Below are 13224 nucleotides of genomic sequence, written 5' to 3'. Positions count from 1 at the left end.
CAAGCGTCATTTCGGTTAGTGGTGAGAGAAGCGCCGCTTATTTCGTCCAGGGCTTGCTTTTCCAGAGCTCGGCCAGATTGGCGTTGCCCTTCTTGAGTGCCTCGGCAAATTCCGCCTGGGTCAGCGGCAGCATGGTCAGTTCGCGCTTTTTGGCCTCGGCAAGATAATCCGGGTCCTTCAGCGCCTTCTGGAATGCATCGACCAGCTTGGCCTCGACATCCGCCGGCAGGCCTTTCGGTGCACCAAAACCTGCAAGAAGGCTGAACTGAACGTCGTAACCGGCTTCCTTGAAGGTCGGCACATCTGGCGAGAGCGGCGAACGCTCAGTGCCTGATGTCGCCAGAACACGAAGTGCACCCGAACGATTGTCTGCAAAAACCTCGTTCAAGTTCATGAAACCGAGTGTGACGTGGTTACCGAGCATGGCGAGCCGTGCCGGTCCGCCCCCATTAAAGGGGACGAAATTGAGCTTCACGCCCGCCGCTTCCTCGAACAGCAGGGCGGTGATCTGGCTTGGATGACCGATACCCGTCACGCCAACGACGACCGGGTTCGCCTTGGCCGCTTCAACGAATTCCTTGGCTGTCTTGATCGGCGATACCTTGTTGACCGTCAACGCCAGATCGCCGCCGATCTGGTTGGCGAGCGGCGTGAAGGCGTCCTGCTTATAGCTGGCATTGCCCTGCACGATCGGCGAATACATGGAGGGGAAATTCAACGCCCCGATCGTGTATCCGTCAGGTTTCGCATTGGCGATATAGGTCGCGCCGATCAGCCCGCCAGCACCTTCGCGGTTTTCCACCACGACCGATGTGCCGAGATATTTTTCGAGATAGGGCACCAGCGCCCGCGACTGTATATCGGTGCCGCCGCCGGCCGGATAACCGATGACGAGCGTCACCGGCCGCTCCGGATATTCCGCCGCCGCCCCTCCGGCAGCCAGAACTCCCGCAGCCGCCAGCATGCCGAACAGAGATGTCTTCAAACGCATATCTTTTCCTCCCCGATATACTTTCACCGGGGAGGCTAGGAAGAAGCCATCAACAATACAAATACCGAGTTTTCAACTTACCCATACAAATCGTTTATGGGTTGAATGCCGACTCGCGTCTTGCGACGGCCCGCAACAGGTCTCGGAACAGCCTGAACGTCCGCTCGTCCACCTCCCTGTTCCTCAGCAAATGGATGGAGCGATAAATGACGGGATCGGTAATATGAGCGGCCTGAAGCTGACCGGCCTCCTGTTCCTGCTGCACCGAATTCCATGACAGAATCGTCGCGCCAATACCGGCGCTGACGGCGCGTTTGATTGTATCCTGCCCGTCGATCTCCGTGGTCACGTTCAGCGTGATGCCGGCGCGGGCGGCGGCCTCGTCGATCGATACGCGCAGCGGGTTGTCCTTCGGCGGCAGGATAAGGTTGAGCCCCGCCACAGCCTCGAGCGGCATCGACCGACCGATGGGTCGGGAAGACACCGCAAAAAGGCTCTCCTTGATGATAAGATCATCGGCCTTGTCCTCCGCGCCGACCAGCGCGACAGCCATATCCACCTTGCCGAGACGAATGAGGCGCAGAGATTCGTCATTGCGCGCCTCTATCAGCCGCAGCGAAACCTTTGGCATAGAAGCGGCAACCTCACTGATGATGTTCGGTGCAAAGGCCGTGGCCCAGGAAGGAATAAGGCTCAGCCGGATCACCCGCTCATCCAGATAGGCCATGGCCCGGATTTCCGCCTCCGCCTGCCGGACCTTCTCGGTAATCTCCCGGGCATGAATAAGGAGTATTTCACCCTTCTCCGTCGCCTTCACGCCGCGCGCCAGCCTGTGCAGCACGGGGAAACCCACCAACCGCTCCAGTTCCGTGATGTGGTGACTGAGCGCCGGCTGGGCGATCCCCAATTGCCGCGCCGCCGCCGACATGGAGCCGCAATCAGCAATCGCGACCAGATATCGCAGCCTGCGCAAATCCAACATGTCGGCTTAAACCTCCCACCGGTTCGAGATGCGATCATGACACCAAATCGCCGCCGGAGCCTAGGGCAAAAGCACCATCGAGTGGTTCCACCGCTTTTCAAAGGGGCAAGCTGCGCATGATGGGGTAAGACAAGATTCTTATGGCCAGCAACCATGGCTATTCTCCGCCTCTTCCCCATGACACGGTCTTTGCTGCGATGGGGAGCGGGATGGATCCTAAGACAGGTATTTTGCTCAAGCTGGTGGCCATGCTGGCATTCACAGTCATGTCCGCCTGCGTGAAGGGTTTGGGCGGAGCGATCCCGGTCGGCGAAGTCGTCTTCTGCCGGGGATTTTTTGCCCTCATTCCCCTCTGTCTCTGGTTCATCGCCTCATCCGAGCGGATAACCGTGCCGGCCGCCAAGAATATAGGCCGCCTGCTTGCGGGCAGCTCGGCTGGATTGGGCGGCATGTTCTTCGGCTTTCTGGCGCTCGCCTATCTGCCGCTGGTGAATGTCACGGTGCTGAGCTACACGACACCGCTTTTCACCATCATGCTGGCCGCGCTGCTTTTGCGCGAAAAAGTGCGGATATATCGCTGGTCCGCCGTGCTGACGGGCTTCATCGGCGTCTTCATCACGCTCTCACCCAACCCGGTGTTTGACGCCGTGTCAGGCCCTACCCAGATCGACAGCGTTGCGATGATCGGAACGGCGCTGGCGCTGACCGGTGCGCTTTGCGCGGCCTTTTCCTCCATCGCCGTCCGCCACCTGAACAGCATCGAAAAGCCGTCGCGCATCGTGCTCATCTATACGCTGACGGGTGTCGTCGCCGGCTTCGCCACGCTTGGATTTGGATGGAAGATGCCGGATTTCAACCAGTTTCTGCTGCTCGCCGGCGGCGGGCTTGCCGGCGGCATCGGCCAGATCACCATGACGCTCAGCCTGCGCCATGCCCAGGCCTCCCTGCTGGCGCCGTTCGATTACACGACGATGATCTGGGCGATCGCCCTCGGTTATCTGTTCATGGCCGAAGTGCCGACAGGTGCGACTATCATAGGCGCTTTGACGGTCATCGCCGCCGGGCTGTTCGCCATGTGGCGCGAAAACCGGCTGACGAAACAGGCCGTCAGGGAGCCGATAAGGTAAGCTCATCGGTAAGGCGCTTTTTGTGCAGCCGCCTTTCCCGCCACAACGTGAACAAGCCGGCGGCAACCACGATCGAGGCGCCGAGAATGGTCGTCAGGGCCGGAACCTGATCCATGAAGGTATATCCGATCAGCAGCGCCCAGATCATCGTCGTGTAATCGAACGGCGCCAGCAGTGAAGCCTCGGCATAACGCAGGCTCAGCGTCACCAGTATCTGCGCGATCCCGCCAATGAGACCGGTACCGATCAGCAGGGTCCATTGCCACGCGGTCGGCATTGTCCAGCCCATGCCGATACTGGCAAAACCGATGACCGTTGTGAGCAGTGTGAAATAGAAAATGATCGCACCGGTATTTTCCGTCTGCGTCAGATGCCGGATCTGGATCATCGATATCGCAGAGAAAAAAGCCGCTGCCAGACCGAACAGACCACCGAGCATGGCGACACCCGAACCGGAGGCGACATCCGAAACATCGAAGGAAAAATGCGGCGACAGGATAAGCACGATGCCGCACAGCCCGAAGACCACCGCCGTCCAGCGATAAATCCTCACGACCTCCTTCAGAAGAAAGACCGCCAGAATGACGGTAAAAAGCGGCGTGGCATAGCTGATGGCCGTCGCATCAGCGAGCGGAATGTAAGCCAGCGCCAGATAGCTGAAGACCATGCCGCCGGTTCCGGAAAAACTCCTCACCAGATGCCCGCCAATGTGGCTGGTCGCCACCTGTTTCCGAAATCCTCCCTGCACGGCCATCCACAGACAGAGCGGTAGCATGGCCACCGCCGACCTGAAAAAAACGACCTGCCCGATGGGTATTTCACCCCTGAGACCGCTGATGCAGGCGCCCATCAGCACAAGAGCGAGCGCTGCAGAGATTTTGAGGAGAATGCCTTTGCGGGAATCCATGGTTCGTTCCTTCGGACGTCTTCGAACCGTTTCACCACGCGGCGGCGGGATATCAAACCTCAAACCCGTGTCCATAGAAACTTCGTCTGACCCCATCAATCCCGCCTCCATGGTAGCTGTTGCTGATGGACAGGGTGCGGATTCCGCTCCGCTTGCCCGCCGCCGTGGGGACAAAAAAGACGTTGGAAACCAATATGGATCTGGAAAAGATCAAGAAACTGATCGAGTTTGTCGGCTCTTCGCGAGTGTCCGAATTGACCGTGAGCCAGGCGGGAACCACGGTCCGGATCATTCGCGAAAACAATGCCGTTTCACAGCACGCGACATCATCGCAGCCCCGCATCGTTCCGGTGGCGGAAGCGGCACCCGACGAGGCACCCCGCGCCGAAGAACAGGCACCTGAATCCGCCACAGCGGCACCGGCGCCCTCCGGCATCGTCGCGGCACCCTCATTCGGTCTTTTCCATCGCGCTCCGAGCCCGGGCTCGGCAGCTTTCGCTGAAGCCGGAGACGAGGTTAGGGAAGGGCAGGAACTCTTCATCATCGAAGCGATGAAAGTGTTCAACACCGTGAGAGCCGAACGAAGCGGCAGGATCGCCAGATTCATCGCCAATGACGGCGAAGACGTCGAACTTGGACAGCCAGTGCTGGAGTTCGAATGATGGATGCAACACTTCCAAAGGAAGCAGCCGGGCAAAGGGCATTCGACAGCGTCCTCATCGCCAATCGCGGCGAAATCGCACTCCGCGTGCAGCGCGCCTGCCGTGAACTCGGCCTGAAGACCATCATGGTCTATTCGGAAGCGGACAGGGATGCGGATTATCTGAAGGCGGCCGATACCGCCATCTGCATCGGCCCGGCTTCTCCCGGCCAGAGCTATCTCAACGTGCCGGCTATCCTGCTTGCCATGAAGCTGACGGGCGCCGGTGCAGTTCATCCCGGTTATGGTTTTCTCTCCGAAAGGGCATCGTTTTCGGAAGCGGTTGAGGAAGCGGGTGCGGTTTTCATCGGCCCACGTGCCGACGCCATCCGCACCATGGGCGACAAGATCGCGGCAAAACGGGCGATGATGGAGGCCGGCGTGCCCTGCGTTCCCGGCCCCGATTCCGCCCTGCCGGATGACATGGCGGAGGTTTCGAAAATCGCCACTGAGATCGGCTATCCCGTCATCGTCAAGGCAGCCGGCGGCGGCGGTGGACGTGGCATGCGCGTCGTTCATGATGCCTCCACCCTTCACGACGCCGTTCTCGTTACGCGCGAAGAGGCAAGCCGCGCCTTCGGAACGCCGGAACTCTATATCGAAAAATTCCTCGAACATCCTCGCCATGTCGAAATTCAGGTTCTCTGCGATGGTCAGGGCGGCGGCGTCTGGGTTGGCCTGCGCGATTGCTCGATGCAGCGCCGGCACCAGAAAGTCGTCGAGGAAGGTCCGGCCATCGGCATCCCGCCTGATGTTGCGGCCTTTGTCGGCAATCGCTGCGTGGAAGCGTGCCGCCAGATCGGTTATCGCGGCGTCGGCACCTTCGAGTTTCTCTACGAAAACGGTGAATTCTACTTCATCGAGATGAACACCCGTCTGCAGGTCGAACATCCGGTCACGGAAATGACCTCGGGCGTGGATCTGGTGCGCCAGCAGCTTCTCGTCGCTCTCGGTCATCCGCTTGAAATTTCGCAGAAAGACATTGTCTGCGAGGGACATTCGATCGAGTGCCGCATCAATGCCGAGGACGCGTACAACTTCGTTCCCTGCCCAGGCCTCATCACCCATCTTCACCTGCCGGGCGGCCCCGGCGTGCGGGTCGATACCCATGTGACGGCGGGGTATCGCGTTTCGGCGCATTACGATTCCCTGATCGCCAAGCTCATTGTTCATGCGCCGACGCGCGAACAGGCGATCATGCGCATGCGGCGCGCGCTTGGCGAAATGCGCATCGAAGGCGTCTCCACCAACCTGCCGCTGCATCGGGGAATATTGGAAGACCCGGCCTTCTCCGAAGGCGGCACTGACATCCATTACCTCGAACACTGGCTTGCAGCGCGGAGTTCAAAATGAAGCGACAGTCTGTTTCGATATCCCGCTACAGCGAGCCTGGCATCATTGCCGATCTTGCCGCTTACCTTGAGCGCAACAACGTATCCGCCATCGAAATAGAGACGCCGGATGGGTCACTGAAGATCGTCGCCATGGCAGGGGGTCAGGCTCCTGCCGCACCGCGCCCCGCCGAGACGGCCAAGGCGCCGGCAAAGACCGGAGACATCCTTGCCCGCGCACCGATTGCCGGCATCTTCACCCCAGCGCATCCGCAGCGCCCCGACCGCCCGATCCAGACAGGAAAATCGGTAGTGAAGGGCGAAATCGTTGCATTCGTGACAGTCGGACCCGTGATCGTTCCGGTGATCGCCGACAAAGCCGGCACCGTCACCGAAGTGGTGGCAGAAGCCCGTGCGCTTGTCGGATATGGCTCCACCCTTCTCAGGACCGAAGCATGATGGTGACGTCAATGAGCAACCTCCCGCTGAAAACGCCCCACCTTTCCCCCGCTCATCTGGGCCTGCCGAAAATCTCGATGATCGGCAACAAGACCTTTCTGATCGAAGCGCCCGGCGAGCTGGACCTGCCTGCACAGCGGCGCATCTGGGCGCTGACACGCGCGCTGAAGGACCGCCCCGATGTGCTGGAACTGATACCCGGCATGACCAACCTCCTGATCGTGCTGCGCGGCACGCCCGATGATGCCGGGTGTTTGCAGGATGAACTTCTCGATATCTGGCAAAGAACCGCGGAACTCGATCTTCTCGGCAAGACCATCGAGGTGCCGACGACCTATGGCGGCGAGCACGCCATCGATCTTGCCGCGATCTGCGATTATTCAGGCCTATCGGACAAGGAAGTCGTGCGCCTGCACTTCGAGCAGACCTATACGGTTTTCGCCGTCGGCAGCGCGCCGGGCTTTGGTTATCTCGGCGGTCTCGATCCACGCATTTTCATGCCACGCAAAAAAGTTCCGTCGCTGCGCATGCTGAAAGGCATGGTGACGATCGGCGGTATGCAGTCTGGCATCTCGGTCCTGACCGGGCCTAATGGCTGGAATTCGCTGGGTTTCACCGAAATCACCATGTTCGACGCCACGGCCGAGCAGCCGGCGGTGCTTGCGCCCGGCGACCGGGTTCGTTTCCTTCCTGAAAGGATCGAACTATGATCCATATTCTTGCCTGCGGACCGCTGAACACCGTCCAGGATCTTGGCCGCGCGGGTTACCGCAATATCGGCATCACCGCCACGGGCGCGATGGATCCCATCGCGCTCAGGGTCGGCAATATCCTCGTCGGCAACGGCGAAGACGCCGCCGGGATTGAAATCCAGACCTTCCCTTTCCGCATCGAGTTCGAAGAGGCCCTGACCTTCGCCGTGACCGGCGCAGATTGCGCGGCACGGCTTGATGGTGCGGACCTGCCACCCTACTGGTGCACTCGGGCTGAAAAAGGTCAAATACTCGAGCTTTCGACACCGCAGAAGAATGCTCGCGCCTATCTCTGCCTTCAGGGCGGCATCGATGTTCCGGTGGTGATGGGATCGCGCAGCACCTCGCTTCGCGGTTCCTTCGGCGGCCACGAAGGACGCCATCTCGCGACCGGCGACAGGCTTGCCGTTCTGCCATCCGAGGCCTCGCCGCTGCCCTCAAACGGTCTTGGCGTCATGCCGCTTGCCGATGCGATGCCGGACATGTTTCCGGTGTCCGACAATGGCGAATTGCTGCTGAGAGCCATTCCGGCCGCCGAACACGATCTTTTCGGCGAAGGCGCCGAACGTTTCTGGTCGGAGGCCTGGAAAATCACCTCACAGAGCGACCGCACCGGTTACCGGCTTGCCGGAACGCCGATGACACTTTCGGCCCCGGTGGAGCTGCGTTCTTACGGCGTCATTCCCGGTGTGGTTCAGGTGCCGCCAAGCGGCGAGCCGATCATCCAGATGAGCGACGCCAATACGGCCGGCGGTTATCCCAAGATGGCCGGCATCATCGACAGCGATCTGTGGCGGCTCGGACAGGCGCGCATCGGCAGCCGCATCCGCTTCGTGCAGGCGACGGTGCGTGAGGCGCTGGAAGTCGAACAGGCGATCGACGCCTATTTCGCGGATATCCGCAAGACCCTGCCGCTGGTCACCGCCGCACTCGGCACGCTCGCAAAACGATAATCCTGAAAAACAAGGAGAGGGACCATGAAGATCGATGTTAATTCCGATATGGGCGAAGGTTTCGGCGTCTATAAGGTCTGCGACGACGAGAAACTTATGGAAGTCGTCTCTTCGGCAAATATCGCCTGCGGATTCCATGCGGGCGATCCGGAAATGATGGCGCGCATGGTGCGTCTGGCCAAACAGAACGGCGTCGGCGTCGGCGCTCATCCGGGCCTTGCCGACCGTCTCGGCTTTGGCCGCCGCGAAATTCCCGTCGACGCGGAAGAAATGGAACAGCAGGTTCTCTACCAGCTCGGCGCGCTATCGGCGATTGCGAGGGCGCAGGATGTCGCGCTTTCTCACATCAGCTTCCATGCTGCCATGGGCAACATGATCAACCGCGACGCGGCCCTTGCCGAACGGATCATGAAAAAGATCAAAGCGGTCGATCCCAATCTCATCGTCTTTTCGATGCCGGACATGCTGATCGAAAAGGCCGCGCTGGATTGCGGGCTGAAGGTGCTCAATCTTTTCCTCGCCGACCGGGCCTATGATGTGAAGGGGCAGCTCGTGCCGCGCAAGCTGCCCAATTCCGTCATCAAGGAAGAGACGAAAGTGCGCGCGCGCGTGCGCCAGTTTCTGGAAAAAGGCACCGTCACGACAATCGAGGGCGAGATCATCCCCGTTCGCGCCAGATCGATCCTCGTTCACAGCGATACACCCGGTTCGCTGGAGCTTGCTCGCACGGTGCGCAGCGAAGTGGAAGCCTGCGGGGGCAGCGTCGTTCCGGCCCGCGAAGTAGTCGTCTGAGGGCGGCCCGCTTTCCTCTTATCATTGACAATCAAACAATTACGGCACCGTGCATCATTTCTGGAGCACGGTGCCATTACATTTTCAGGTATTTTTCGTCGGCCGAACCGGTGAACCGATCCGGCAGAGGAAGTATCAATTCAGCTGGATCACGTGATTGCTGTCGTTTGTCCAGCTCAGTTTCACCCGGTCGCCGGCCACGCTGACGGCATTGGTGAACCCTTCCGTCTGGGTCTGCCTGTAGGCGATCATCGGCTCGCCACTATCCAGCCGCAGGTAGTAGTGCAGCATAAAACCGCGATAGACGACCTGCTCCACTTTTGCCGTCGTGGAATTGCTGGCGTTTTCACCCGCGTCGGCCGCAAGCGGCGAAACCGAGATCGCCTCCGGGCGAACCGTGACAACAACCTTGTCGCCCTGGACCGTACCCATGTCATCCACATCCAGCCGCACCCCGGCACCGGTCACAAGCCGTGCGGCGCGGCCGTTGCGTTCCACCACACTCGCCTCGAAGAAGTTCGAGGCGCCGATGAAACCAGCGACGAAGCGCGTCAGCGGCTTCTGGTAGATTTCACCTGCCGGCGCGATCTGCTCGAGATTGCCGTCCCGCATCACGGCGATCTGGTCCGCCATGGTCAGGGCCTCGTCCTGATCATGCGTCACCATGATGGTGGTGAGGCCAAGCCGCTGCTGCAGGCTGCGGATTTCAACCTGCATGCTTTCCCGAAGGCCCTTGTCGAGTGCGCCAAGCGGCTCGTCCAGCAGCAGCATCGAAGGCTCGATCACCAGAGCGCGCGCCAGTGCGACACGCTGCTGCTGGCCGCCGGAAAGCTGCGCCGGCAGCCGGTCGCCGAAGGCGTGCAGCTGAACGAGATCGAGCGCCTGCTTCACACGCCCTTCCCGATCGGCCTTGGAAACGCCCCGCATCTCGAGACCGAAGGCGACGTTTTCGGCAACGGTCATATGGGGAAACAGGGCGTAGTTCTGAAACAGCATACCGACATTGCGGCGATGAACCGGGGTGCGCGTGGTCGGCTTGCCGCCGACCACGATTTCACCCGAGGTGGGATCGACGAGCCCCGCAATCATGCGAAGGCAGGTCGTTTTCCCGCATCCGCTCGGACCGAGAAGCGCCAGGATTTCCCCTGCCTTGACGGTAAGCGAAACATCATCGACGGCAACGACCTGACCGCTGTAATGCTTGGTCAGTCTTTCCAGGCGGACTTCTACGGATTTCATCTGCGTTCCTCAGCCGTTAAAGGTCTGGTTGTATTTTTCGAGCCACTGCGCGCGGCGCGGAATGATGTATTTCCAGTCCGGCGTGAAGAGGTTCAGCGATTCCATCTTCGCTTCCGGATAGGCAAGGAATTTCGCCGTATCCGCGCCGAACTCGATGCCCTTGACGGAGGGGGCGCTGAGCGTGGCTTCAGACAGCATCTTCTGCACGCCGGGGTCGAGGATGCGGTTGATATAGGCGAGAGCGAGATCGCGGTGCGGCCCGCCCTTGACCAGCGCGATGGAGTTGATGCCGGTGAAAGCGCCTTCCTTCGGGAAGGTCATGTCCAGCGGCACGCTCTTTTTGGTGTGTGGATAAACGGCCTTGGAATATTCGATGCCGCCGAAATCCGCCTGGCCCTGCGCAACCATCATGGTCTGCGCTTCCGCATCATAGATGGAAAGGACGTTCGGCTTCAGGTCGGCAAGTTTCGCCCAGCCTGCATCGGTGGCATATTGCGCTTCTTTCAGCGGTTTGCCGGTCGCAAGTGCGGCCGCCACCATCAGCATCAGAACGCTCTGGGTATTCTTCGGCGTATTCAGAAGCATCCGGCGGGCATATTTCTTGTCGAACATCTGTTCGTAACTTTCGAACGGCTTGCCCGTTGTCGGATTGTAGAACAGGCCGGCAATCGAAATTGCAAAACCGACGCCGAAATTGTCTTCGAAAAGATAACGGGAATAGACGTTCTTGAGGTTGGGGATTTCGTCGATCGGCAATTGCTCGATCAGGCCCTCCTCCTTGGCCTGGGGAACGCCGACATCGTCCATCGACATCACGCTATATTGCGGATTTTCGCGGGTGGCGCGCAGCGTGGCGATATTGGCAAGCGTTGCGCCTTCAGTCGTCAGGACCCGGCACTTATATTCCTTTTCGAAGGCCGGGATCACTTCCTTCTTGATCAGCCCGCCCTGTGCCGAATTATAGACGCCGACATACATGGTGCGGTCCTGCGCGGAAGCCGCGGTATAAAAATAGGGTGTGGCGAGCGCGCCTGCGGTGACTGTGAGGAAACTGCGCCGTTTCATGATGATGGTCTTGTCTGTCATTTCCGGTACCCCTCTTGTTGTTGATTTACATTGCCATTGCCCGGCGCAGACCAACCAGCCTGTCGAGGACGAGCACGACGGTAACCGCCAGAACGATGATGATGGTGGACATGGTCGCGACCGAAGGATCAAAGACCGTACCGATCTGGCGATAGAGAACGATGGGCACGGGCAGGTTCGCGGAATCGGCCAGCCACATCGAAACGGGATAATTGTCAAAAGAAACCATGAAGCAGAAGATCGAGCCGGAGGCGACACCGGGCGCGATCTGCGGAAAGATCACCCGCGTGAAGGTTTTCCAGCGGGTGGCGCCAAGCGTGCGCGCCGCTTCCTCGAGGCTGACATTGACGAGCTGGAGGCTGGTCAGCACCGTGCGGATCACATAGGGCGACGTCACCACGGTATGGGCGATGAGAAGCTTCAGCTTGGTATCCATCCAGCCGTAGCCGGAAAAGAGCTGCAGCAGCGCAAGGCCGGTCACCAGCACGGGAAAGATCAGCGGCGAAAGCAGTAGCCCCTTCATCAGCGAGCGGCCGATGAATTTACCCCGGGAGAGCGCGAAGGCTGCGGGAACGCCAAGTGCCAGCGACAGAATGGTGGTCGCCACCGCAAGCGCCGCACTGAAGGTGAGGCCGGCGGTGAATTCCTCGTTCTGCATTACCGCCGCATACCAGCGGAAGGTGAAACCCTGCGGCGGGAAGGTGACGAAATAGCTGTCGGAAAACGAGATGGCGACGACAAGGACGATCGGAGCCAGAATGAAGACCATCATGGCAGCGGTGATCGCATAAAGGACGATGGCGGGTGTGCCGGTCAGCTTGTTGTTCATGATGCACTTGCCTTGATACGACGCCCGCCGAGCAACCTCATCGAGACGGCGTTGATCAGAATGACGATGAAGACGAGGATGGTGGCGATGGTGGCGCCGAACGGCCAGTCATAGACCGCGAGAACCTGCTGTTCGACCATGTTGCCGAGCATTTGCGAGCCGGGACCGCCGATCAAAGCGGGAATGACATAGGATGCGGAGGCGAGCGAGAACACCAGCGTGAAACCCGCCACGAGGCCGGGAAGGCTGAGCGGGAAAGTGATCCGCAGGAAAACTTTCCACGCGGGCGCACCGAGCGTGCGGGCGGCCTGCTGCAGATTCGGATCAATCTTGCCAAGCGCGGACGACAGCGGCAGCACCATCATCGGGAAGAAGATGTGCAGAGAGCCGATGATGACGGCGGCGTCCGAAAAAAGCAGCGTCAACGGGCTATCTATGATGCCCAGATTCATCAGGATGTAGTTCAAGAGACCGGTCGGACCATTGCCCAGAATGAGCTGCCAGCCGTAAGCGCGAACCACGACGCTGACGGCCAGCGGTGCGATGACGATCAGCGTGATGATGCGGGTCGTGACGATATTGCCGCGCACGAGAACGGTCGCGACCGGATAGGCGAGTATAGCCGCGAGAGCCGAAGTGATCAGGCTGATGCGGATCGTCGCCCAGAGCACTTTCTGGTAAAGATCGACCTCGAAAAACCTCACATAGTGGGCAAGCGTGAAGGGGGCACCGATCAACCCCTGCGAGTTCTGCGTCATGACGCTGAAGGTCATCAACCGAATTGCCGGCCAGAAGAAAAAGATCGTGAGAAAGATCAGAAGCGGCAGGATGAGTATGCCGGGCGAAAACAGCCGGCGCTCGATGGCTTTCCAGCCGGAAACTCCACGGCGTGGCGGGGCATGTGGTTCCATGATCGCAATATCCGACATCTATACTCCCGTCGCGTTGAATACGGCACGAGGCATCGCGTTGAGCCGAACGAAATCGTCCAGGCCCTATGACTAGAATTTGCTGGGTGTGCTCCCTGTCGAGGTATCCGGTCTTTTGCCGGCCCCTGTCGCATGTTTCTGCATTTT

General features: G+C 59.8%; 14 protein-coding genes. 7 read left to right on the top strand and 7 right to left on the bottom strand.

Annotated elements, in window-relative coordinates:
• Window positions 1-37 precede the first annotated feature (37 nt).
• Entirely contained in the window at window positions 38-991 is a 954-nt protein-coding gene (locus tag ASB65_RS03910) for a tripartite tricarboxylate transporter substrate binding protein (protein WP_003505969.1), read from the bottom strand.
• A 94-nt stretch (window positions 992-1085) separates the two neighbouring features.
• Window positions 1086-1973, bottom strand: coding sequence for a LysR family transcriptional regulator (locus tag ASB65_RS03905; RefSeq protein ID WP_060723080.1), 888 nt, complete (start codon window positions 1971-1973; stop codon window positions 1086-1088).
• Between the two features lie 209 nt (window positions 1974-2182).
• Here ASB65_RS03905 and ASB65_RS03900 point away from each other — a divergent pair, with 209 nt between their 5' ends.
• Complete coding sequence (locus ASB65_RS03900; protein ID WP_060723079.1) at window positions 2183-3100, top strand: DMT family transporter; 918 nt, start codon at window positions 2183-2185, stop codon at window positions 3098-3100.
• Here ASB65_RS03900 and ASB65_RS03895 read toward each other — a convergent pair.
• On the bottom strand, window positions 3081-4007 hold the full coding sequence (locus ASB65_RS03895) for a DMT family transporter (protein WP_060723078.1): 927 nt from the start codon (window positions 4005-4007) through the stop codon (window positions 3081-3083). The genes ASB65_RS03900 and ASB65_RS03895 overlap by 20 nt on opposite strands.
• A 194-nt stretch (window positions 4008-4201) precedes the next feature.
• On the opposite strand from ASB65_RS03895, the gene ASB65_RS03890 reads away from it, so the two are divergent.
• The 6 genes from ASB65_RS03890 to ASB65_RS03865 are packed head-to-tail and all read left to right on the top strand — an operon-like array spanning window position 4202 to window position 8994.
• Window positions 4202-4669 (top strand): acetyl-CoA carboxylase biotin carboxyl carrier protein, encoded by a 468-nt coding sequence (locus ASB65_RS03890; protein WP_060723077.1) that lies wholly within the window; start codon window positions 4202-4204, stop codon window positions 4667-4669.
• Window positions 4666-6060, top strand: coding sequence for an acetyl-CoA carboxylase biotin carboxylase subunit (accC, locus tag ASB65_RS03885; protein ID WP_060723076.1), 1395 nt, complete (start codon window positions 4666-4668; stop codon window positions 6058-6060). The genes ASB65_RS03890 and accC overlap by 4 nt, the downstream gene beginning before the upstream one ends.
• Entirely contained in the window at window positions 6057-6497 is a 441-nt protein-coding gene (locus ASB65_RS03880) for an acetyl-CoA carboxylase biotin carboxyl carrier protein (protein WP_060723075.1), read from the top strand. Before accC ends, ASB65_RS03880 begins: the two co-directional genes overlap by 4 nt.
• Window positions 6494-7207, top strand: a complete 714-nt coding sequence (pxpB, locus tag ASB65_RS03875) for a 5-oxoprolinase subunit PxpB (protein ID WP_003505954.1) — start codon at window positions 6494-6496, stop codon at window positions 7205-7207. Before ASB65_RS03880 ends, pxpB begins: the two co-directional genes overlap by 4 nt.
• Entirely contained in the window at window positions 7204-8202 is a 999-nt protein-coding gene (locus ASB65_RS03870; protein WP_060723074.1) for a biotin-dependent carboxyltransferase family protein, read from the top strand. Before pxpB ends, ASB65_RS03870 begins: the two co-directional genes overlap by 4 nt.
• Window positions 8203-8226: 24 nt before the next feature.
• Window positions 8227-8994, top strand: a complete 768-nt coding sequence (locus ASB65_RS03865; protein ID WP_020810712.1) for a 5-oxoprolinase subunit PxpA — start codon at window positions 8227-8229, stop codon at window positions 8992-8994.
• A gap of 135 nt (window positions 8995-9129) precedes the next feature.
• Here ASB65_RS03865 and ASB65_RS03860 read toward each other — a convergent pair whose 3' ends face one another.
• From ASB65_RS03860 to ASB65_RS03845, 4 genes are read right to left on the bottom strand one after another with little or no spacing between them, the layout of a single operon-like run.
• Window positions 9130-10233 (bottom strand): ABC transporter ATP-binding protein, encoded by a 1104-nt coding sequence (locus tag ASB65_RS03860; protein WP_020810713.1) that lies wholly within the window; start codon window positions 10231-10233, stop codon window positions 9130-9132.
• Between the two features lie 9 nt (window positions 10234-10242).
• Window positions 10243-11319, bottom strand: a complete 1077-nt coding sequence (locus ASB65_RS03855) for an ABC transporter substrate-binding protein (RefSeq protein WP_060723073.1) — start codon at window positions 11317-11319, stop codon at window positions 10243-10245.
• A gap of 25 nt (window positions 11320-11344) precedes the next feature.
• On the bottom strand, window positions 11345-12148 hold the full coding sequence (locus ASB65_RS03850) for an ABC transporter permease (protein WP_003505942.1): 804 nt from the start codon (window positions 12146-12148) through the stop codon (window positions 11345-11347).
• Window positions 12145-13077 carry an ABC transporter permease gene (locus tag ASB65_RS03845; RefSeq protein WP_020810717.1) on the bottom strand — a complete coding sequence of 311 codons (933 nt, stop codon included), beginning with the start codon at window positions 13075-13077 and terminating at the stop codon, window positions 12145-12147. The genes ASB65_RS03850 and ASB65_RS03845 overlap by 4 nt, the downstream gene beginning before the upstream one ends.
• Between the last annotated feature and the right edge of the window lie 147 nt (window positions 13078-13224).

This window comes from Agrobacterium tumefaciens str. B6, from assembly GCF_001541315.1.
Taxonomy (GTDB): domain Bacteria; phylum Pseudomonadota; class Alphaproteobacteria; order Rhizobiales; family Rhizobiaceae; genus Agrobacterium; species Agrobacterium radiobacter.
The sequence above is the reverse complement of the archived record's forward strand: the minus strand, read 5'-3'. Positions and strand labels throughout refer to the sequence as shown.